Here is a 22,314-nt window from a genome sequence, read left to right as displayed (position 1 = left end):
TAGTGAAGAGAGATGCAGTACCCTATTAACGAAATGTTCCAGACTCTACAGGGCGAAGGCTATTTTACCGGGGTGCCGGCCATATTCGTGCGCCTGCAGGGGTGCCCGGTCGGCTGCAGTTGGTGCGATACCAAACATACCTGGGAGAAGCTGCAGGACAGACAGATAGCGCTGGAGCAGGTACTGGTGAAAACGCAGGAGAGCGATCGCTGGGGCGCCGCCCGCGCGCAGGATATTTTGGCCGCCCTGATCGAGCAGGGCTATACCGCCCGGCACGTGGTGATCACCGGCGGCGAACCCTGCATCCACGATCTGGCGCCGTTGACGCTGCTGCTTGAACAGCAGGGCTTCAGCTGTCAGATCGAAACCAGCGGCACGCATGAAGTGCGCTGTTCGCCGCGCAGTTGGGTAACGGTGTCGCCCAAGGTCAATATGCGCGGCGGGATGGTGGTGTTGGATCAGGCGCTGGCGCGCGCCGATGAGATTAAACATCCGGTGGCGCGTCAGCGCGATATCGAGGCGCTGGACGCGCTGCTGGCGCGGCTAAAGGATGATAAGCCGAGGGTAGTGGCGCTGCAGCCGATCAGTCAGAAAGAAGAGGCTACCCGGCTGTGTATTGAAACCTGTATCGCCCGCAACTGGCGCCTGTCTATGCAGACGCACAAGTATCTGAATATCGCCTGATTTTGTCGCATGAAGGCGTTGCTGCGGCGCGGACGGGGAGTTGTGCGCAGGCTACTCGCCGCGATAAACGCAGCCCGCGCTGCAGGTTTCTTTGACCGTTACGCCGCTGAGCTGCGGCAGAATGGGTTTGAGCCGTTGCCAGATCCAGCGGGACAGCACCTCGCTGGTCGGATTTTCCAGTCCGGGGATCTCGTTCAGATACTGATGGTCCAGCTGTTCCCAAATCGGCCGGAAGGTGGTTTTAATGTCGGCAAAATCCATTACCCAACCCGTATTCGCATCCACCTCGCCGGTAACTTCCAGCCGCACCATAAAAGAGTGGCCGTGCAGACGACCACATTTATGCCCTGCAGGCACGTGGGGCAGACGGTGAGCGGCTTCAAACTGAAAATCTTTAAATATCGTGGTGGTCATGGCATAAGCCTCAGTTTCATTACCAAAAACCGTCGCATACTACCGGAAAGCCCGGCGGGAAGCCATGAATCACACGATTTATATTGTGCTCGCGTCAGGCCCGCGCGCGGCGGCGGCCGGCGTTTCAACCGCTTTCAGGCGGCTGCCCGTCCGCTGCCTATAACAGTTAAATAAATAGAAGTTACCGTAAAAACCACTTAGTCATTTTGGTTATTTAATATTTCCATCATTTCTTTAATTGATATCATGCTGACCGGTAACCTTATCTTCCATTCATCTTTTTATTGCACCTGATTGGCATTAGCACAGGCTATAAGCACAAGGACATAAGTACCACAATGACGACTCCGGCTTCCCTTGCTTCTATGCTCCCGTTAACGGTCGAGCAGCTAACCCGTTTGCAGAACGCAACGGGGGATTTTTCACCGACGCAACTGGCATGGTTGTCTGGCTATCTGTGGGGAATAGTGCAGCAGCCAGGCAATGTCGTGGCGTCTCCCGCTCAGGCGGCCGCACCCGCGGCGGTCCTCGCGGACGCGGCCCCGCCGATTACGCTGATTTCAGCATCGCAAACCGGCAACGCGCGTCGTCTGGCGGAACAATTGCGCGATGATTTGCTGGCGGCCAGTCTGCCGGTCACGCTGGTTAACGCCGGCGACTACAAATTTAAACAAATAGGTCAGGAAAAACTGTTGGCGCTGGTGGTTTCGACTCAGGGCGAGGGCGAGCCGCCGGAAGAGGCAGTGGCGCTGTATAAATTCCTGTTTTCGAAAAAAGCGCCGCAGCTGGCCGACACCGCCTTCGCGGTATTCGGCCTTGGCGATACTTCGTATGAGTTTTTCTGCAAGGCCGGTAAGGATTTCGACGGCCGGCTGGCCGAGCTCGGCGCCGAGCGTCTGCTGGAACGGGTAGACGCCGATGTGGACTATCAGGCGCAGGCGGAGCAGTGGCGTAAGCGCATTGTCGATGTTCTGCGCGCGCGCGCGCCGGCATCCGGCGCTGCGGCGGCGCAGGCCAGCGTCAGCGGGGCGCAGGACGAAATCATCCGCAGCCCGTACAGTAAAGAGGCGCCGCTGAGCGCCAGTCTGTCGGTCAATCAAAAAATCACCGGGCGCAATTCAGAGAAAGACGTGCGCCATATCGAAATCGACCTCGGCGAATCCGGCCTGCAGTATCAGCCCGGCGATGCGCTGGGCGTCTGGTTTGAAAACGATCCGGCGCTGGTGGCGGAGTTGCTCGATCTGCTGGCGCTGCCGGCCGAAACGCCGGTCAGCGTAGACGGAAAAACGCTGCCGCTGGCGCAGGCGCTGCGGCGTCACTTTGAATTAACGCAGAATAGCGCGCCGCAGGTCGGCAAATATGCCGCGCTGGCGCATAGCGATGCGCTGCTGGCGCTGGCTGGCGATAAGGCCGGGCTACAGCGCTATGCCCGCCAGACGCCGTTGGTGGACATGGTGCGCCAGGCGCCGGCCGGGCTGACGGCGGAACAACTGATCGGCCTGTTGCGCCCGCTGACTCCGCGTCTGTATTCCATCGCGTCGTCTCAGGCGGAAGTAGATAATGAAGTGCATATCACCGTCGGCGTGGTGCGCTATGAGGTAGACGGCCGCAAGCGCACCGGCGGCGCCTCCGGCTATCTGGCCGATCGGCTGGCGGAAGATGACGAGGTGCGGGTATTTATCGAGCATAACGATAACTTCCGCTTACCGGCCGACCCGAATACGCCGGTGATCATGATTGGACCCGGCACGGGGATCGCGCCGTTCCGCGCGTTCATGCAGCAACGCGACGCCGACGGCGCGTCCGGCAAGAACTGGCTGTTCTTCGGCAACCCGCATTTTACCGAAGATTTTCTCTATCAGGTGGAATGGCAGCGCTACGCCAAAGAGGGGCTGTTGGCCCACGTCGATCTGGCGTGGTCGCGCGATCAGCAACATAAAATATACGTACAAGACAAACTGCGCCAGCAGGGCGCGGAAGTGTGGCGCTGGATTCAGGACGGCGCCCATATTTATGTCTGCGGCGACGCCAATCGCATGGCGAAAGACGTCGAGCAGGCTTTACTGGATGTGGTGGTCGAGCACGGTGGCATGGATACCGCGCAGGCTGATGAGTTTTTAAGTGAGCTGCGCATTGCGCGCCGCTATCAGCGAGACGTGTACTAATGAGTGATAAACATCCCGGCCCGTTAGTGGTTGAAGGGACGCTGGCCGACGCCGAGCGTCTGAAACGTGAAAGCAATTTCCTGCGCGGGACGATTGCCGAAGATTTGAATGATGGCCTGACCGGCGGATTTAACGGCGATAACTTTTTGCTGATTCGTTTCCACGGTATGTATCAGCAGGACGACCGCGATATTCGCGCGGAACGCGCCGAACAGAAACTGGACGCGCGCCACGCCATGATGCTGCGTTGCCGCCTGCCGGGCGGCGTGATGACGCCCAAACAGTGGCTGGGCATCGATGAGTTCGCGCGGGAAAATACCCTGTACGGCAGCATCCGCCTGACCAACCGGCAGACTTTTCAGTTTCACGGTATTCTGAAACCGCACGTGAAGTCTGCCCATCAGCTGTTGAACCGGCTCGGTCTGGACGCGCTGGCCACCGCCAACGACGTAAACCGCAACGTAATGTGCACCTCCAATCCTCTGGAGTCGGATCTGCATCGGCAGGCCTATGACTGGGCGAGGAAAATCTCTGAACATCTGCTGCCGCGCACTCGCGCCTACGCGGAGATCTGGCTCGATCAGGAAAAAGTGGCCACCACCGATGAGGAGCCTATCCTCGGTTCGAACTATCTGCCGCGTAAATTCAAAACCACGGTGGTGATCCCGCCGCAGAATGATGTGGACCTGCACGCCAACGATCTGAACTTTGTGGCTATTGCCGATAAGGGACAGCTGGTGGGGTTTAACGTGCTGGTGGGCGGCGGTCTGTCCATCGCTCACGGCGACAAGGCGACCTATGCGCGCACCGCCAGCGAACTGGGTTATATTCCGGTCGAACATACGCTGGCGGTGGCGGAGGCGGTGGTGACCACGCAACGCGACTGGGGCAACCGCACCAACCGTAAAAACGCCAAAACCAAATATACGCTGGAGCGCGTCGGCGTGGAAACCTTTAAACAGGAAGTGGAAAGACGCTCCGGTATTCCGTTTGAAGCGCTGCGTCCGTACGAATTCACCAGCCGCGGCGATCGCATCGGCTGGGTAAAAGGCATTGACAATAAGTGGCATTTAACGCTGTTTATTGAGAACGGCCGTATTCTGGATTATCCGGGACGGCCGCTGAAGACCGGTCTGGCCGAGATCGCCAAAATTCACAAAGGCGATTTCCGCCTGACCGCTAATCAGAACCTGATTATCGCCGGCGTTCCGGCGCGCAGTAAGGCGAAAATTGAAGCGCTGGCGCGTCAGCACGGCCTGATCGATGATGCGGTCAGCGAGCAGCGCAAGAATTCGATGGCCTGCGTATCCTTCCCCACCTGCCCGCTGGCGATGGCGGAGGCCGAGCGCTTTCTGCCTGAGTTTGTGACGAAGGTGGAAGGCATTATGCAGCGCCACGGCGTGGGCGATGAGCATATTATCCTGCGGGTGACCGGCTGCCCGAACGGCTGCGGCCGCGCGTTGCTGGCGGAGATCGGCCTGGTGGGCAAGGCGCCCGGGCGCTATAACCTGCATCTGGGCGGCAACCGCGCGGGTACGCGTATTCCGCGCATGTATCGCGAGAATATCACCGATGCGGAGATCCTGAGCGAGATCGATCGGCTGGTTGAGCGCTGGGCGCACGAGCGCCATGATGGCGAGGGATTCGGCGATTTCACCATTCGCAGCCAAATCGTTAAACCGGTGCTGGATCCGGCCCGCGACTTCTACGACTGACGGGAGAGACAAAATGTCTGAATTTAATCTGGCGCACCTCAATAGCCTGGCGAAACCGGAACAGCAAGCCGCGCTGGCGGAAGTCAATGCCGAACTGGAGGCGCTTTCGGCTCAGGAACGCGTCGCCTGGGCGCTGCAACATCTGCCCGGCGAATTTGTGCTGTCGTCCAGTTTTGGTATTCAGGCTGCGGTTTCCCTGCATCTGGTCACGCGCCAGCGGCCGGATATCCCGGTGGTGCTGACCGATACCGGTTATCTGTTTCCCGAAACCTATCAGTTTATCGATCGGCTGACCGAACAGCTGGCGTTGAATCTGAACGTGTATCGCGCCAGTCTGACGCCGGCCTGGCAGGAGGCCCGCTATGGAAAACTGTGGGAGCAGGGCGTGGAAGGGATTGAGCGCTACAATCAGATCAACAAGGTTGAGCCGATGAACCGCGCGCTGAGCGAACTGGGCGCCCAAACCTGGTTCGCCGGCCTGCGGCGCGAGCAGTCCGGCAGCCGCGGGCAACTGCCGGTGCTGGCGGTGCAGCGCGGCATTTTCAAATTCCTGCCGATTATCGACTGGGATAACCGCCAGGTTTATCAGTATCTGCAACAGCACGGGTTGAGTTACCACCCGCTGTGGGACGAAGGCTACCTGTCGGTGGGCGATACCCACACCACGCGCAAGTGGGAGCCGGGCATGAATGAAGAGGAAACCCGCTTCTTTGGCCTGAAGCGTGAATGCGGTCTGCACGAAGAGAAATAATCGGCCGGTCGCCGGTCATCTGACGTATGACGAAGCGCAGAAGCGCATAAGCCGCCAGGCAACGGAGATAAGGATCAGTCATGCGGGATAACGCCTGGCGGGATATGCGCGATCGACGCGAACAGTGGCGCGGGCTAATGCTGTATGTCGCATCTTCGATGCAAAATGCGTCCGGGCTGCAAATGCTGACCGGCGGCCAGGGGCGCATGAAACTGACGCAGGACGGCGCGACGCTGTACTGGGCGACCATGGCGCGCGATCATTCCGGTATCTGGCTGATTCGCAATACGGAGCGTGACGCCGTGCGGCCGCTGATTGCGCCGATTCGCTCACCCGATGTAACGGCCGGCGCGCGTCAGGCGCCGGATCGGGCGGATGCATTCTGGTGCCGTTTTTTCGCCCGCCAGCTGTTTGCCGATTCATGCGCTTTTTTGACGCCGGGTCGCTGGCTGATGAGCCCGATGAAATACTGCAAACCGTCGGCGCCGCGCCCGATCGCTCTGTCTGAAACGCCGGATAAGTGGTTTTTTCACTCGCCGTCAGCCAAAGACGATGGCTACTTTCTCAACGACTCGCTGTACGGCGAAGCGTTGATGGAGTTGATGGCGCAGACGGATGACCAGCCGGTGTGCTGGGTTGACTGGTGGTGGCGCAGCGAAAGGGTGTTGAACCTGCGCGACAGTCAGCCCGCCGGGGGCAGGGTAAAGTGGTGGCGCAAGGTAAGCCGCGCCGGCAGTTTGCCGCCGATATTGTTATGGAGAGTGGCCGGGCTCTCTTCCTGGGTGATTCTGGACGGTCATGATCGTTTATGCGCCGCGCTGGCGGAGGGAATACCTCCGCATTTTATCGCGCTGAGCGAAGTCGGCGAGCGGCGCTATCCGCCCGATCCCGAACAGCAGCGGCGGATCCTCAGCGCGCTTGAGCAACAGCAGCGGCGCCATCCGGGCATGAGCGTCGATTCGCTCAACCAACGGTTGATCGCCCAGTTCAACGATCACGCGCATTTATATTCTGTCTCGCGCAGTCGGGTACGGCTGGGGAACGGCGAGGAGTGGCTGGACGAGATTACGCGCTTTCTGCATCGTCGTCGGTTGGGCGAGTTTTTGCCGGCGATTGCCGGACGCGAATCTGAATAACCGCCGGAGGGCGCCGTCATGGCGTCGTTCCGGCACTCTGGCGCTATCGGGACCAGTGGCGAGTCGTTGCGTCCGGCGATAAAACCAATCGACGGTTTTTATCCCGGGTGTTATTCCATTACGGAACTTGTCATTCCAATTCGGCATTTCATAACTGCTCGTTGGTCGCCGTATAGTCTCATTATGATTTTTTTAGCTTAGTAAAGGCAATTGTGGACTATCTACCTCTGTTCGCCGATTTACGGCATCGTCCGGTGCTGGTGGTTGGCGGTGGCGACGTGGCACAGCGCAAAATCGATCTCCTGCTGCGAGCGGGTGCCGGCGTGAGGATAGTGGCGCAATCGCTGTCTGAATCGCTGGCCTCCCGGCACCGGGCCGGCGATATCGAATGGCTGGCGCAGGAGTTCACCCCCGCGCATCTTGAGGGCGTTTTTCTGGTGATTGCCGCCACGAATGACCGCGCCCTGAACGCGCAGGTCTATCAACTGGCCAATCAGCGCCATCTGCTGGTCAATGTGGTCGACGATCAGCCGAACTGCTCGTTTATTTTTCCCTCGATCGTCGATCGCGCGCCGTTGATGGTGGCGATCTCTTCCGGCGGTCAGGCGCCGGTGCTGGCGCGCTTGCTGCGCGAGAAGCTGGAGACGTTGCTGCCCGCCAGCCTGGGGCTAATGGCGAAAATCGCCGGCCGCTGGCGGGCGCGAGTGGCTAAACAACTGCCCGGCGGCCGTGAACGGCGCTACTTCTGGGAGCGCCTTTTTTATGGCCGTTTCGCCTCGCTGGCGGCCGGCGGCCAGCCGGATCGGGCGGAAGAGGAACTGCAGCAGCAGCTGTATCAGCCGCGCCAGACGAGCGGCGAGGTGTCGCTGGTCGGCGCCGGTCCGGGCGACGCCGGGCTGCTGACGCTGCGCGGGCTGCAGGTGATCCAGCAGGCGGATGTGGTGCTGTACGACTTTCTGGTCAGCGCCGATGTGCTTGAACTGGTGCGGCGCGACGCGCAGCAGATTTGCGTGGGCAAACGCGCCGGTTCGCATTCGATGGCGCAGGAAGAGATTAACCATTTGCTGGTCAGCCTGGCGAAAGAGGGCAAACGCGTGGTGCGCCTGAAAGGCGGCGATCCGTTTATTTTTGGCCGCGGCGGCGAGGAATTGCAGCAGCTGGCGCAGGAGGGCATACCTTTTCAGGTGGTGCCCGGCATCACGGCGGCGGCCGGCGCCACGGCTTATGCCGGTATTCCGCTGACCCATCGCGATTATGCGCAGAGCGTGATGTTTATCACCGGCCACTGTCGTCCGGACGGCAGCGCGCTGGACTGGTCGACGCTGGCGCGCGGGCGCCAGACGCTGGCTATTTATATGGGTACGGTAAAAGCGGCGGAAATCAGCCGGCAATTAATTCAGCACGGTCGCGCGCCGACCACGCCCGCGGCGGTAATTGGTCGCGGCACGCGCGCGGACCAGTGCGTGCTGACCGGCACGCTGGAACAGTTGGAGCATCTGGCCCAACAGGCGCCGACGCCGGCTCTGCTGGTGATTGGCGAGGTGGTGGATCTGCATCATCAGATCGCATGGTTTGGGCAACAGGTATCGACGACGCGGCAATCCGGCCGTCCGACGGTAGTGAATTTGGCTTAAGGAACGGTTATGGACGAGAAACGACTCACTCATTTACGCCAGCTGGAAGCGGAAAGTATTCATATTATTCGCGAGGTGGCGGCGGAATTCGGCAATCCGGTGATGCTGTATTCCATCGGCAAAGACTCTTCGGTGATGCTGCATCTGGCGCGTAAGGCGTTTTATCCCGGCACGCTGCCGTTTCCGTTGCTGCATGTGGACACCGGCTGGAAATTCCGCGAGATGTATGAATTTCGCGATCGCACGGCAAAGGCCTATGGCTGCGAGCTGCTGGTGTACCGCAACCCGGAAGGGGTAGCGCTGGGCATCAACCCGTTTATTCACGGCAGCGCCAAACATACCGATATCATGAAGACCGAGGGGTTAAAGCAGGCGCTGAACAAGTACGGTTTTGACGCGGCCTTTGGCGGCGCGCGGCGCGATGAAGAAAAATCGCGCGCTAAAGAACGTATTTATTCATTCCGCGATCGCTTCCACCGCTGGGATCCGAAAAACCAGCGTCCGGAGCTGTGGCACAACTATAACGGTCAGATCAATAAAGGGGAAAGCATCCGCGTATTCCCGCTGTCCAACTGGACGGAACTGGATATCTGGCAGTATATCTATCTGGAAAATATAGAAATTGTTCCACTGTACCTCGCTGCCGAGCGTCCGGTGCTGGAGCGCGACGGCATGCTGATGATGGTGGATGACGATCGCATCGATCTGCAGCCGGGCGAAGTGATCAGCCAGCGCAAGGTGCGTTTCCGTACCCTGGGCTGCTGGCCGCTGACCGGCGCGGTGGAATCGGAGGCGCAAACGCTGCCGGAAATTATCGAAGAGATGCTGATTTCCACCACCAGCGAGCGTCAGGGACGTCTGATCGACCGCGATCAGGCCGGTTCAATGGAGCTGAAAAAGCGCCAGGGGTACTTCTGAGGAGTCGTCAAATGAATAATGTGATAGCAAAACAGATTGCTGAGCAAGGCGGCGTGGAAGCCTACCTGCACGCGCAGCAGAATAAAAGTCTGCTGCGGTTTTTGACCTGCGGCAGCGTTGACGATGGCAAAAGTACGCTGATTGGCCGCCTGCTGCACGACACGCGTCAGATTTATGAAGATCAACTGTCTACGCTGCATAGCGACAGCAAACGTCTGGGCACCCAGGGGGAAAAACTGGATCTGGCGCTGCTGGTCGACGGGCTGCAGGCCGAGCGCGAGCAGGGCATTACCATTGATGTCGCCTACCGCTATTTCTCCACCGAAAAGCGCAAATTCATCATCGCCGATACGCCGGGGCACGAGCAGTACACGCGCAATATGGCAACCGGCGCATCGACCTGCGAGCTGGCTATCCTGCTGATCGATGCGCGCAAAGGCGTGTTGGATCAGACCCGCCGCCACAGCTTTATTGCGACGCTGCTGGGTATTCGCCATCTGGTGGTTGCGGTGAATAAAATGGATCTGGTCGAATACAGCGAGGCGGTGTTTGACCAGTTCCGCCAGGATTACCTGACGTTCGCGCAGCAATTGCCGGCCGATCTGAATATTACCTTTGTGCCGATTTCCGCGCTGGACGGCGACAATGTAGCGACGCCGGGCGCGAATATGGCGTGGTACAACGGCCCGACGCTGCTCGACGTGCTGGAGACGGTTAATGTCGCCGAGCGTAACGTGCAGCAACCGATGCGCTTTCCTGTACAGTACGTCAACCGGCCAAATCTGGACTTCCGCGGCTATGCCGGTACGCTGGCGTCGGGCGTTATTCGGGTCGGACAACGTATCAAAGTATTACCGTCCGGCGTGGAGTCGACCGTCAGCCGCATCGTCACCTTCGATGGCGATCTTGAGCAGGCGCGGGCGGATGAGGCGATTACCCTGGTGCTGGCCGACGAGGTGGACATCAGCCGCGGCGATCTGATTGTCGACAGCGGCGAAACGCTGTGCGCGACGCAGAGCGCGAGTATCGATGTGGTCTGGATGGCGGAGAAACCGCTGGTGGCGGGACAGAGCTACGATGTGAAAGTCGCCGGCAAGAAAACGCGCGCCAGGGTGGAAAATATTCAGTATCAGGTAGAGATCAACAGCCTGACCCAGCGGGTGACCGACAGTCTGCCGCTGAACGGCATCGGCCTGGTCGACGTGACTTTCGATGAGCCGCTGCTGCTGGATAACTATCAGCGCAACCACGTGACCGGCGGCATGATTTTTATCGATCGCCTGAGCAATGTCACGGTGGGCGCCGGGTTGGTGCGCGAAACCGTCGAACTTGCCGGCAGCGAGCAGGGCGACTACAGCGCGTTCGAGCTGGAGCTGAATGCGTTGATTCGCCGTCATTTCCCGCACTGGGGCGCGCGCGACCTGCTGGGTGGTAAATAACGTGAGCCGGCAAGAACGCACGCAACCGCCCGCCGCGCCGGCGGACGAAAATGTGGTCTGGCATCCTCACGCGGTAACGCGTGAGGATCGTGAGCGTCTGCACAATCATCAGGGCGTGGTTATCTGGTTCACCGGCCTGTCCGGCTCGGGCAAGTCGACGCTGGCTGGCGCGCTGGAACAGGCGCTGCACGCGCGCGGCGTAAGCACCTACCTGCTTGACGGCGACAATGTGCGTCATGGTCTGTGTCGCGATCTGACGTTCTCCGACGGCGACAGGCGCGAAAATATTCGCCGGGTGGGCGAGGTCGCCCGCCTGATGGTGGATGCCGGCCTGGTGGTGCTGACCGCGTTTATTTCGCCGCACCGCGCGGAGCGCCAGATGGTGCGCGACCTGCTGGCGGAAGGGCAATTTATCGAGGTGTTTGTCGATACGCCGCTGGCTATTTGCGAAGCGCGCGATCCGAAGGGATTGTACAAAAAAGCGCGCGCCGGCGAGCTGCGCAATTTTACCGGCATCGACTCGGTATACGAGCAGCCGGAGCGGCCTGACGTCCGGCTGGACGGTGAACAATTGGTAACAAATTTGGTCTCTCAGTTGTTAGATCTGCTGCGCAGGCGCGCTATTATCAATTCCTGATATTCTCCGGTAAAGCGTGCTGCCTGACAGGTGGGACGCGTGGCACCCAGGAATGATTATGCAAAACGTCACGCAGTTACCCGCAAATAAAGCCCGGCGGGAGCGGGAAGAAACCCCTGCCGCCTCATACGCCTTCACCGGCGGAACGATCGGCTTCTGTTTTTACTGGCTGGCCTTCACGCTGCCTTTCCTGGCCTATGGTTCCAGCAGCACCTTCTTTTTCATGCTTTATACCTGGCCTTTTTTCCTCGCGTTAATGCCGCTGTCGGTGCTGCTCGGTATCCTGTTCAGCGTGATGCTGGAGGGACGCATTGTGTCGATCGTCCTGTTTAGCGGCGTCACCATCGTCTGCCTGTTCTGGCTGCTCTTTTCCATGATTACCGGCTGGTGAAACGGCGCCGTACGGCGTGGTTTCGGCTCTGTTTTTGACTCAATCCGGCCGCCGACGGCGCTGACTTTTATGCCTTTGTCTGCATAATTGCGCGTTTTTACCCGCAATCGCCCGCCGGGCGCGCGCTTATTGCGAGGAAATACGCTGCCGGAGTGGAGTCCATGGACAAGTTATGGGATGATTAGTCGGCTTTTTGGGGGGCGGAATGGGAAAACTTACGCTGTTATTGCTGGCATTGCTTGCCTGGCTGCAGTATTCACTGTGGCTGGGGAAAAACGGTATGCACGATTATGTGCGGGTTAAGGACGACGTTGCTATCCAGCAGGGCAACAATGGCAAACTGAAGGTCCGCAATGACCAACTGTTCGCGGAAATCGACGATCTGACCGGCGGCCAGGAAGCGATCGAGGAGCGGGCGCGTAATGAGCTGGGCATGATTAAGCCCGGCGAAAGTTTTTATCGTCTTGTACCGGAGCAATCCGGGCGTCAGGCTACGACGCTGCCCCCGTTATCTACTACAACATCACAGTAATTATGCCTAATCAGACTGCGTCTCTGCCCGAGGTTATCGCCGTACTGCCGGCAGCCGGCAACGGCAGCCGTATGCAGGCCGGTTGCCCGAAGCAATACCTCGCCATCGGCGCGAAAACCATTCTCGAACACGCGGTTGATGCGCTGCTGGCGCACCCGCGCATCAACCGGGCGATTATTGCTATTAGCCCGCAAGACCACTGGTTTCATTCTCTGCCGCTGGCCCGCGATGCCCGCATCCAGGTGGTCCCGGGCGGGCGGCAGCGCGCCGACTCGGTATTGGCGGGCCTGCGGCACGTCGACTCTCCCTGGGTGCTGGTGCACGATGCGGCCCGCCCCTGCCTGCATCCGGACGATCTTGCGCGCCTGCTGGCCATTACCGAGCATAGCGAGGTGGGCGGTATTCTGGCGACGCCCGTGCGCGATACCATGAAGCGCGGCGCGCGCGGCGCCATCGATCATACGGTCGAGCGCAACGATTTATGGCATGCGCTGACGCCGCAGCTGTTCCCGCTGGCGCTGCTGAAACAGTGTTTGCAGCGTGCGCTGGATGAGCGGGCGACAGTCACGGATGAAGCCTCGGCGCTGGAATATTGCGGCTACCGCCCGAGCCTGATTTGCGGCCGGGCGGATAATATTAAAGTGACGCGCCCGGAGGATCTGGCGCTGGCCGCTTTCTATTTAACTCATTTGCATAATAAGGAGATCGCATAATGCGTATCGGTCACGGTTTTGATGTTCATAAATTTGGTGGCGAAGGGCCATTAGTGATCGGCGGCGTGCGCATCCCTTATCAGCAGGGGCTGCTGGCTCATTCCGACGGAGATGTGGTGCTGCATGCGGTAACCGATGCGCTGCTGGGCGCCGCCGCGCTGGGCGATATCGGCATGCTGTTTCCCGATACGGATCCCGCCTGGCGCGGCGCAGATAGCCGCAACTTGCTGCGCGATGCGTGGCGACGCATTACCGACAAAGGTTATCGGTTGGGCAATATTGACGTTACGATTATTGCTCAGGCGCCGAAGATGATGCCGCATATTCCGCAGATGCGCATTAACCTGGCGGAAGACTTACAGGCCCATATGGACGACGTTAATGTGAAGGCCACCACCACCGAACAGCTGGGTTTTACCGGCCGTAAAGAAGGCATTGCCTGCGAAGCCGTGGCGCTGCTGGTGAAGAACGGCGCGAACGAGATCGTTGCATGGTGAGTATGGCGCATATGGACCGGCTCAACTGGTTGCTGGGCGAACCCGAGGCCAGCGGCGTACTGAAAGCCACGGCGCAGGATTTTGTGGTGATGGAAGACCTTGGCTTTGCGCCGGACGGCGACGGCGAACATCTGCTGGTACAGGTGCGTAAACAAGGATGCAACACCCAGTTTGTGGCGGAGGCGCTGGCCAGACTGGCGCATATTCCCGCCCGCGCGGTGAGCTATGCCGGTTTAAAAGATCGTCATGCCGTTACCGAACAGTGGTTCTGCCTGCATCTGCCGGGCAAACAGGCGCCCGACCTGGCGACCTTTGCGCTCGACGGCTGCCGCATTCTGACCGCCGCCCGTCACCGGCGCAAATTGCGTATTGGTAATCTGAAAGGCAATGCGTTCCGGCTGGTTTTACGGCAAATCAGCGATCGCGCGGCCGTTGAACGGCGTTTGCAACTGATTGCTCAGCAGGGCGTGCCCAACTATTTTGGTCTTCAGCGTTTTGGCCGCGAAGGCAATAATCTTGAACAGGCTCTGCTCTGGGCAAACAATGAGATTCGCGTCAAAGAACGCGGCAAACGCGGTTTTTATCTGTCGGCGGCGCGCAGCGCTTTGTTTAATCTGGTGGTCAGCGAACGTCTGGCGCGTCGCCAGCAACAGGTGGTGTTAAGCGGCGACGCGCTGCAGCTCAACGGGCGCGGCAGTTGGTTTGTCGCGCCGCCGGAAGAGCTGGCGGAGCTGCAGGCGCGGGTGGATAAACGCGAGCTGCTGATCACCGGCCCGCTGGCGGGCCAGGGCAACGCAGGCGCGCAGGATGCAGCGCTGGCCTTTGAACGTCAGTGCCTTGCCGACCAGCAGCCGTTAATGGAATTATTGACGCGTGAGCGGGTGGACGCCGCGCGCCGCGCGCTATTGCTGTATCCGCAGCAGATGCGCTGGGAATGGCTGGACGACGCTACCGTTGAACTGCATTTCTGGTTGCCGGCCGGCTGCTTCGCCACCAGCGTGCTGCGCGAGGCGATCGTGCAGCATGAACCGGACAGGAACCTGATAGTGTGACGACGGCCGGCTCACCCTGTTTGAATACGAATAATTGCGCCGCCGCCTGGCGTGATGAGCGTCGTGTTTTTCGCGCAGTACATAACAGCTTGATAACGGAGTTAGCCAAAGCCGGAGTTAGCGCACAATGGTGAACAAACGCATGCAAACACTGCTGACGCAGCTGCGTCAGCACGGTATTAAAGATGAACGTCTGCTGCAGGCGATCGAGGCGGTTCCGCGCGAACGCTTTGTGGATGAGGCGTTTGAACACAAGGCGTATGAGAATACCGCGTTGCCCATCGGCTGCGGCCAGACGATCTCTCAACCCTACATGGTCGCCAAAATGACCGAACTGCTCTGTCTTACGCCGGTGTCGCGCGTGCTGGAGATCGGCACCGGTTCCGGCTACCAGACCGCCGTGCTGGCGCATCTGGTGCGCCACGTCTGTTCGGTCGAACGCATCAAAGGGCTGCAGTGGCAGGCGAAGCGCCGGCTAAAGCAGCTTGATTTGCATAATGTTTCCACCCGTCACGGCGATGGCTGGCTCGGCTGGGCCTCGCGTGGTCCCTTCGATGCCATCATTGTCACCGCCGCGCCGCCGGAGATCCCGATCGCTTTGCTGGAGCAGTTGGACGAAGGCGGCATCATGGTGTTGCCGGTAGGCGAACAGTCGCAAACGCTACAGGTCGTACGGCGGCGCGCCGGCGAATTTGTCATCGAAACGGTGGAGCCGGTGCGCTTTGTTCCACTGGTAAAAGGGGAACTGGCCTGATTTTCTGCCGTGGGCAATCAGATATTTTTAAATTTCTATACAACTGTCTTATGGTACGAACCCGCTGATATTGCTAGCATCAGACTGCGTTTGCTTTACCGCTCGGGCTTACTCACCGCAATCAGTGAAAAAGCGCTCTTTTTCATGCGGAAGAAAGAATTAAACACCGGAGCTCAGCTACCCTGTAAAGGGGCGGGATGCCGATCTCTGAACGGATTACTGAATTTTACGGTTATGGGGGTATTAGGCGCATGAGCCGAATGATTAATTTGCGTCAGGCCGCCGTTTGTACGGCCATGGTGTTGGGACTGGCAGGATGTACTAACGATAACTCCGCATCGGCGCCGATCAGTTCCGTAGGTGGCTCATCCGGCGGCAGCGCGCGCGGGGGCATGTTGTCCACCCCGTCCTCAACGCCGGCCAGATCGGTCGCGTCAACCGGCGAGACGACCGTCGCCACGACTCAGGACGGGCGCATCGTTTATAACCGCAGCTATAACAATATTCCAAAAGGAAGCTATAGCGGCGACACCTATACGGTACGTCGGGGCGATACGTTGTTCTACATCGCCTGGATCACCGGCAACGATTATCGTGATCTCGCCCAGCGCAATAATATTCCGGAACCCTATGGTCTGAACGTGGGGCAGACTCTGCGTCTGGGGAACGGATCGGTTAACGGTCCGACTATCGGCGGCGGCGGTATGTTGGCCTCGTCCGGCAGTGCGACAAATAATGCCGCCGGCGGCGTTCCGCAACCACCTTCCAGTAGTCAAATGCAAACAACGCGGGTTGATTCTCAACCAACTAATGCGTATTCTGACAATTCAGGTAAACAGAATATAGGCAGGATGTTACCTGCAGCGGGAGCCGCGGCGGCATCGTCGACTCCTGCGAGCACACCGGCCGCTACAGCCAGTAGTCAGGTCAGCAATACCGCCGCGGTAAGCGGCTGGCGCTGGCCGACGGAAGGTAAGGTGATTGATAGTTTCTCCGCTGCCGAAGGGGGAAATAAAGGGATTGATATCGCTGGTTCACGTGGACAATCCGTTGTCGCTACCGCCGGTGGGCGCGTAGTATATGCAGGGAACGCGTTGCGTGGTTATGGTAATTTAATCATCATAAAACACAATGATGACTACCTGAGCGCCTATGCCCATAATGACTCTATGCTGGTCCGGGAACAACAAGAGGTAAAGGCGGGGCAACAAATAGCTACCATGGGTAGCACCGGGACCAGTTCAGTAAGATTGCATTTTGAAATTCGTTACAAGGGGAAATCCGTAAACCCGCTGCGTTTTCTTCCGCAGCGATAAATCGGGCAGGATACCGCGGTATTCTGCCATGGGATCACGGGTAGGAGCCACTTATGAGCCAAGGTTCGCTGAAAGTTAACGAGTTGCATGAAGATGCTGATTTCGACGAAAATGGGCTTGACGTTTTTGACGATAAAGCGCTTGCAGAGCAGGAAAACAGCGATAGCGATCGGACCGATGACGAATTGCTGTCGCAGGAGTCCGCTCAGCGCGTTTTAGACGCAACGCAACTCTATCTGGGAGAAATTGGCTATTCACCTCTTTTAACCGCCGAAGAAGAAGTTTATTTTGCCCGGCGCGCGCTGCGCGGCGATGTTCCATCCCGCCGGCGTATGATCGAAAGTAACCTGCGACTGGTAGTGAAAATCGCCCGTCGTTATAACAATCGTGGTCTGGCGTTGCTGGATCTGATTGAAGAAGGGAACCTGGGGCTGATTCGCGCGGTGGAAAAATTTGATCCGGAAAGAGGATTTCGCTTCTCTACTTACGCCACCTGGTGGATTCGTCAGACAATTGAACGGGCGATTATGAATCAAACCCGAACGATTCGTCTGCCAATCCATATTGTCAAAGAACTGAACGTTTATCTGCGTACCGCACGCGAGCTATCACACAAACTGGATCATGAGCCGAGCGCGGAAGAAATCGCCGAACAGCTCGACAAGCCGGTTGACGATGTGAATCGCATGCTGCGTTTAAATGAACGTATTACCTCGGTTGACACTCCGTTGGGAGGCGATTCCGAGAAAGCGTTGCTGGACATTCTGGCGGACGAAAAAGACAACGGTCCGGAAGACACCACGCAGGATAACGATATGAAACAGAATATCGTTAAGTGGTTGTTTGAACTGAACGCTAAACAGCGTGAAGTGCTGGCTCGTCGCTTTGGTCTGTTAGGCTATGAAGCCGCGACGCTTGAAGATGTAGGCCGTGAAATTGGCCTGACCCGCGAACGAGTCCGTCAGATTCAGGTAGAAGGCTTGCGCCGCCTGCGTGAAATCTTACAGTCTCAGGGGTTGAATATTGAAGAATTATTTCGTGAGTAACTGGCTGTTTTTTTGATATTTATTTTATACACAGCAAAATGGTGGGAAGGCCCACCATTTTGGTATAGCACCCGTCAGGTCAACCGGGCGCTGTTTATGATCTAACCCGCAATCTGCGCCAGCAGAAAATCAACGATATCGCCGGTTTTCACCATCTGCTTCTCACCGCTGCGACGCGACTTATACTCAATCTCGTCATTATCCAGATTACGATCGCCAATCACTATCGTGTGCGGTACGCCGATCAGTTCCATATCGGCGAACATGACGCCCGGGCGCTCTTTGCGATCGTCCAGCAGTACATCAATGCCTTTTGCGCGAAGTTGGGCGTAGATCTCTTCCGCCAGCTCTTTGACGCGGAAAGACTTATGCATGTTCATCGGCAGGATGGCGACGTTAAACGGCGCGATCGCTTCCGGCCAGATGATGCCGCGATCGTCATGGTTCTGCTCGATAGAAGCCGCCACTACCCGCGTTACGCCGATGCCGTAGCAGCCCATGGTCAGAATCTGATTGCGGCCGTCTTCGCCCTGAACGGTGGCTTTCAGCGCTTCGGAATACTTCGTGCCCAACTGGAAAATATGGCCGACCTCGATACCGCGTTTAATCAACAGCGTGCCTTTGCCGTCCGGGCTGTCATCGCCTTCCACGACGTTGCGGATATCCGCAACCGCCGGCAGCGGCGTATCGCGCTCCCAGTTAATGCCGAAGTAGTGCTTGCCGTCGATATTCGCGCCGGCGCTGAAATCGCTCAATACCGCCACGGAACGGTCGACAACCACCGGGATCGACAGCTTGACCGGCCCCAGAGAACCCGGACCCGCGCCAACCACTGAACGAATCTCTTCTTCCGTGGCGAAGGTCAGCGGGCTGGCGACCAGCGGCAGTTTCTCGGCTTTAACTTCATTCAGTTCATGATCGCCGCGCACCAGCAGGGCGACAAGCGAGTGTCCACTCTCTTCGGCGGCGCGCACCAGCAACGTTTTCACCGTTTTTTGCACCGGAATGTTGAACTGACTCACCAGTTCGGCGATGGTTTTAGCGTTCGGCGTATCAACCAGACGCAGCGATTCGCTGGCGTCGGCGCGCCGCTCGCCGGGCACAACCGCTTCGGCCAGCTCAATATTGGCGGCATAATCCGAATCGGTGGAAAATACGATATCGTCTTCGCCGCTGGCGGCCAGCACCTGGAATTCGTGCGAGGCGCTGCCTCCGATAGAGCCGGTATCCGCCTGCACCGCGCGGAAGTCCAGCCCGATGCGGGTGAAAATTTTACTGTAGGCGCCGTACATCGCATCGTAGGTAACCTGCAGAGATTCCTGCGAAGTATGGAAAGAGTAGGCGTCTTTCATCAGGAACTCGCGCGAGCGCATAACGCCAAAGCGCGGCCGTACTTCGTCACGGAATTTGGTCTGAATCTGAAAGAAGTTGAGCGGCAGCTGTTTATATGAGCTGATCTCGTTGCGGATCAGATCGGTAATGACTTCTTCATGCGTTGGGCCAAGAACGAAAGGCCGTTCGCCGCGATCGACAAAGCGCAGGAGCTCCGGGCCATATTGCTCCCAGCGGCCGCTCTCCTGCCACAGATCGGCAGGCTGAACCACCGGCATCGAGACTTCAATCGCGCCGACGTTATTCATCTCTTCACGCACAATGTTTTCGACTTTTTTCAGTACACGCAGACCGGTAGGCAGCCAGGTGTACAGACCTGAGGCCAGTTTGCGGATCATTCCGGCGCGCAGCATCAGCTGGTGGCTGATCACTTCCGCATCGGCAGGCGTCTCTTTTAACGTAGAGAGCAGATATTGGCTAGTACGCATGGTGTTTTTTGTTCCATTAGAACGACGAGTGCACGAGGCTGTTAATCCAGCCATCGTGATAAAAAGTGGCCTAGTTTACCAGTGTGGGCCGTCTGTCAAAAGAGAGCCGGCCGAATTTTAGCGTGCTTCCAGCGTCAGCACTTCGGTGCGCTGCTGACGTACGCGCCAGCGCACGTTGAATTCCAGCAGCAGGGCGGCGTATTCGCGTTCGCTTTCCTGTTCATTCTTACGATAGGCCGGGCGCGGATCCTGCGCCAGCACTTCGCTGATAAATCGGCGCAGGTGCGGGTAGCGCGCCTGATGCTGCGCCAATTGCTGCTCCGCCAGAGGAGAGAATTCAACCGGCATATCCGCGTCGGGCGCCTGCTGGGCGAAACCGGCGACGGCCTGCGGCTGGCTTTCGGCGAAAGGCAGATAGGGTTTGATGTCGATAATCGGCGTGCCTTCCACCAGATCAAGACTGCCCAGCGTCAGAATAACGCTGCTGCCCGAGCAATGAACGCCCGTGAGTTCAACCAGCGACATACCGATCGGATTGGGGCGGAACGTGGAGCGGGTGGCGAAAACGCCGGTGCGCGCATTGCCGCCCAGTCGCGGAGGGCGAACCGTAGGGCGCCAGCCTTCTTCCATGGTCTGGTGGAACACAAACAGCAGCCACAAATGACTAAAGGTTTCCAGCCCGCGCACGCAGGCCGGTTGATTATAAGGCGGCAACAGATGCAATTCCCCGCCGCCATCCTGAATCAGGCCGGGCTGACGCGGAACGGCGAATTTTTCCTTATAGGGCGAATGGATAATACCAATCTGGTTAAAAGAAAACGCACTCATTGGGCTGAAACTTTTAGCGCGGTTCCCTGGCAAATAGCCTGACGGTAACAACCATCAACGCTGCTGAGAATTTCACACTGGTGCAGCAGTACCGCATTGGCTTTCATGGCGGTCGCGCGGCTTTGCATCCGTTTTTTGGCGTTGGCGATAGTCGGCGTCGCATCCTGCATACCGGTCTGGCAGATGGCGCCGGAGACCTGCCCCATATCGCGGAAAGGTTTGCCCACCAGTTCTTCCGCACTCGTATACAGAATGGCGGGAGCGGGATGCGACGTGGATTTAGGCTTCGTCGGCGGAGCAGGTTGACTGGTCGTGGCTGGGCTTTCTGGTTTATGTGCTGGTTTGGTGTGTAGCAAAGAACAACCTGTCAGCGAGAAAACCAACAGTAAAAGAGGTAAAGCGCGCATAGAATTTCCTCTGTTTTCTTCTTTAAGTCGTGATGATTGAATCAGGCAATGGTGCAAATAATAAGATAAGCTGCAGTGAGTCTGAATGATTATATTTCCGCTAATAGCGCGAATACCAGCCCGATGCCTCTCATTTACACTAGCGATACGCTTGGGGCGATCTCGCGCTGAAGACATCACACCGGTTCCAGTCCGTCATTTTTCCCGTAGATGGCGGGCTTCGGCGACGGGCCTCAGCCTTAGCTGCCGGGTTCCATGATGTCGACGTATGACCGCAACGCCCACTTTATCAGACGGGAAAGTGAGCGAGGGTTTTTTTATGTATCCGACTGCGTACGCCTTCACATTGCTGGCACAAATTGCGCCGGGCGCGTTGGTTCGCCGCCTGCCTGACGTATGGCATGAACTCGCCGGAGATTACTTGTCTGGCGTTCTCACCCTTTGATAAAACGTGCGATACTAACCGGATAATTTCGCCTGCGGGAGCAAAGTCGTGGCACAAGGTGTACCAGCAATATTTCTTGATCGTGACGGAACGATCAATGTCGATCATGGCTATGTACATGAAATCGACCAGTTTCAGTTTATCGACGGCGTGATTGACGCTCTGCGCGAGCTCAAAGATATGGGGTTTGCGCTGGTTCTGGTGACGAACCAGTCAGGTATCGCGCGCGGCTTGTTTACTGAAGAACAGTTTATGCGTTTGACTGAATGGATGGATTGGTCGCTGGCCGACCGCGAGGTCGATCTGGACGGTATCTATTTCTGTCCGCACCACCCGGATGCGGCGCTGGAGGAATACCGGCAGACGTGCGACTGCCGTAAACCTGAGCCGGGGATGTTTCTGGCAGCGAAGCAGGAGATGAACATTGATATGGCCGCGTCTTATATGGTTGGCGATAAACCGGAGGATATGCAGGCGGCTATCGCGGCTGGCGTTGGGACCAGGGTGTTGGTGCGTACAGGTAAGCCGGTGACGGAATCGGGCGAAGCGTTGGCTGATTGGGTAATAGATAGCCTTGCCGATCTGCCGCAAAGGATAAAAAAGCGCGTTAATTAAACGAAGCGGGTGAATGTTGTGCAAGTAGTAAAAAAGTGAATATATTTGCTTGCCATTATGAATCGGATCCCTATAATGCGCCTCCATCGACACGGCGCCACGGGTTAACGCTCAGGGCGACGAAGAGAAAAAGAGAAAACTTTCTGCAGCGCAGGGGTTGACTCGAAATGAGGAAAGCGTAATATACGCCACCTCGCGACAGACGCTAAGGCGCGGTCGCACTGCTCTTTAACAATTAATCAGACAATCTGTGTGGGCACTCACAGGACCGTATCGTGAAAGATACAAAAAAGTCCTGAAGAGTGACTGACAGTTAATTCATTACGAACTAACAGTACAATTCTTTGGGCAGCTATTAACTTAGCAAAATCAAACAAATCTTAAATTGAAGAGTTTGATCATGGC

General features: G+C 57.8%; 22 protein-coding genes. 18 read left to right on the top strand and 4 right to left on the bottom strand.

Annotated features, from left to right (window positions below; all coding sequences use genetic code 11):
* Positions 1-12: 12 nt before the first annotated feature.
* Complete coding sequence (gene queE / locus FJU30_RS17705) at positions 13-684, top strand: 7-carboxy-7-deazaguanine synthase QueE (protein ID WP_150436313.1); 672 nt, start codon at positions 13-15, stop codon at positions 682-684.
* A 51-nt stretch (positions 685-735) separates the two neighbouring features.
* On the opposite strand, the gene queD is transcribed toward queE, so the two are convergent.
* Positions 736-1,098, bottom strand: a complete 363-nt coding sequence (gene queD, locus FJU30_RS17700) for a 6-carboxytetrahydropterin synthase QueD (protein WP_150436312.1) — start codon at positions 1,096-1,098, stop codon at positions 736-738.
* A gap of 338 nt (positions 1,099-1,436) precedes the next feature.
* Between queD and cysJ the strand changes: the two genes are divergently transcribed.
* The 16 genes from cysJ (at position 1,437) to rpoS (ending at position 17,794) form a co-directional block, all read left to right on the top strand.
* Positions 1,437-3,263 (top strand): NADPH-dependent assimilatory sulfite reductase flavoprotein subunit, encoded by a 1,827-nt coding sequence (gene cysJ / locus FJU30_RS17695; protein WP_150436311.1) that lies wholly within the window; start codon positions 1,437-1,439, stop codon positions 3,261-3,263.
* Entirely contained in the window at positions 3,263-4,978 is a 1,716-nt protein-coding gene (cysI, locus tag FJU30_RS17690; RefSeq protein ID WP_150436310.1) for an assimilatory sulfite reductase (NADPH) hemoprotein subunit, read from the top strand. Before cysJ ends, cysI begins: the two co-directional genes overlap by 1 nt.
* A 13-nt stretch (positions 4,979-4,991) precedes the next feature.
* On the top strand, positions 4,992-5,729 hold the full coding sequence (locus FJU30_RS17685) for a phosphoadenylyl-sulfate reductase (protein WP_150436309.1): 738 nt from the start codon (positions 4,992-4,994) through the stop codon (positions 5,727-5,729).
* An 80-nt stretch (positions 5,730-5,809) separates the two neighbouring features.
* Positions 5,810-6,865: a hypothetical protein gene (locus tag FJU30_RS17680; protein ID WP_150436308.1), complete on the top strand. Its 1,056-nt coding sequence runs from the start codon at positions 5,810-5,812 to the stop codon at positions 6,863-6,865.
* A gap of 212 nt (positions 6,866-7,077) precedes the next feature.
* A complete protein-coding gene (gene cysG, locus FJU30_RS17675) occupies positions 7,078-8,499 on the top strand; it encodes a siroheme synthase CysG (protein WP_150436307.1) in 1,422 nt (473 codons plus the stop codon).
* A gap of 9 nt (positions 8,500-8,508) precedes the next feature.
* Positions 8,509-9,417 (top strand): sulfate adenylyltransferase subunit CysD, encoded by a 909-nt coding sequence (gene cysD, locus FJU30_RS17670; RefSeq protein ID WP_150436306.1) that lies wholly within the window; start codon positions 8,509-8,511, stop codon positions 9,415-9,417.
* A gap of 11 nt (positions 9,418-9,428) precedes the next feature.
* Entirely contained in the window at positions 9,429-10,856 is a 1,428-nt protein-coding gene (cysN, locus tag FJU30_RS17665) for a sulfate adenylyltransferase subunit CysN (RefSeq protein WP_150436305.1), read from the top strand.
* Between the two features lies 1 nt (position 10,857).
* The gene (gene cysC, locus FJU30_RS17660) at positions 10,858-11,493 is read left to right on the top strand and encodes an adenylyl-sulfate kinase (RefSeq protein ID WP_150436304.1); all 636 of its coding nucleotides are present in this window, start codon (positions 10,858-10,860) and stop codon (positions 11,491-11,493) included.
* Between the two features lie 58 nt (positions 11,494-11,551).
* Complete coding sequence (locus FJU30_RS17655; protein ID WP_150436303.1) at positions 11,552-11,884, top strand: DUF3561 family protein; 333 nt, start codon at positions 11,552-11,554, stop codon at positions 11,882-11,884.
* 205 nt (positions 11,885-12,089) lie between these two features.
* A complete protein-coding gene (gene ftsB / locus FJU30_RS17650; RefSeq protein WP_150436302.1) occupies positions 12,090-12,416 on the top strand; it encodes a cell division protein FtsB in 327 nt (108 codons plus the stop codon).
* Positions 12,417-12,418: 2 nt separating this feature from the next.
* Positions 12,419-13,129, top strand: a complete 711-nt coding sequence (ispD, locus tag FJU30_RS17645) for a 2-C-methyl-D-erythritol 4-phosphate cytidylyltransferase (protein ID WP_150436301.1) — start codon at positions 12,419-12,421, stop codon at positions 13,127-13,129.
* A complete protein-coding gene (gene ispF, locus FJU30_RS17640) occupies positions 13,129-13,626 on the top strand; it encodes a 2-C-methyl-D-erythritol 2,4-cyclodiphosphate synthase (RefSeq protein WP_150436300.1) in 498 nt (165 codons plus the stop codon). The genes ispD and ispF overlap by 1 nt, the downstream gene beginning before the upstream one ends.
* Before the next feature lie 11 nt (positions 13,627-13,637).
* Positions 13,638-14,678, top strand: coding sequence for a tRNA pseudouridine(13) synthase TruD (truD, locus tag FJU30_RS17635; protein ID WP_191091645.1), 1,041 nt, complete (start codon positions 13,638-13,640; stop codon positions 14,676-14,678).
* Between the two features lie 127 nt (positions 14,679-14,805).
* Entirely contained in the window at positions 14,806-15,432 is a 627-nt protein-coding gene (locus FJU30_RS17630) for a protein-L-isoaspartate(D-aspartate) O-methyltransferase (RefSeq protein ID WP_150436299.1), read from the top strand.
* A 260-nt stretch (positions 15,433-15,692) separates the two neighbouring features.
* On the top strand, positions 15,693-16,748 hold the full coding sequence (gene nlpD, locus FJU30_RS17625) for a murein hydrolase activator NlpD (protein ID WP_150436298.1): 1,056 nt from the start codon (positions 15,693-15,695) through the stop codon (positions 16,746-16,748).
* 53 nt (positions 16,749-16,801) lie between these two features.
* Positions 16,802-17,794 (top strand): RNA polymerase sigma factor RpoS, encoded by a 993-nt coding sequence (rpoS, locus tag FJU30_RS17620; protein ID WP_150436297.1) that lies wholly within the window; start codon positions 16,802-16,804, stop codon positions 17,792-17,794.
* A 101-nt stretch (positions 17,795-17,895) separates the two neighbouring features.
* Here the strand turns inward: rpoS and proS are convergent, their stop codons facing one another.
* From proS to rcsF, 3 genes are all read right to left on the bottom strand, one after another.
* Positions 17,896-19,614: a proline--tRNA ligase gene (gene proS, locus FJU30_RS17615; RefSeq protein ID WP_150436296.1), complete on the bottom strand. Its 1,719-nt coding sequence runs from the start codon at positions 19,612-19,614 to the stop codon at positions 17,896-17,898.
* 117 nt (positions 19,615-19,731) lie between these two features.
* A complete protein-coding gene (gene tsaA, locus FJU30_RS17610) occupies positions 19,732-20,442 on the bottom strand; it encodes a tRNA (N6-threonylcarbamoyladenosine(37)-N6)-methyltransferase TrmO (RefSeq protein ID WP_150436295.1) in 711 nt (236 codons plus the stop codon).
* The gene (gene rcsF / locus FJU30_RS17605) at positions 20,439-20,849 is read right to left on the bottom strand and encodes an Rcs stress response system protein RcsF (protein WP_150436294.1); all 411 of its coding nucleotides are present in this window, start codon (positions 20,847-20,849) and stop codon (positions 20,439-20,441) included. Before rcsF ends, tsaA begins: the two co-directional genes overlap by 4 nt.
* Before the next feature lie 493 nt (positions 20,850-21,342).
* Here rcsF and gmhB point away from each other — a divergent pair, with 493 nt between their 5' ends.
* Positions 21,343-21,909: a D-glycero-beta-D-manno-heptose 1,7-bisphosphate 7-phosphatase gene (gmhB, locus tag FJU30_RS17600; RefSeq protein ID WP_150436293.1), complete on the top strand. Its 567-nt coding sequence runs from the start codon at positions 21,343-21,345 to the stop codon at positions 21,907-21,909.
* The last annotated feature ends 405 nt before the right edge of the window (positions 21,910-22,314 follow it).

This window comes from Affinibrenneria salicis, from assembly GCF_008710095.1.
Note: the sequence above shows the minus strand (reverse complement) of the source record. Positions and strands in the feature narration are given on the sequence as shown.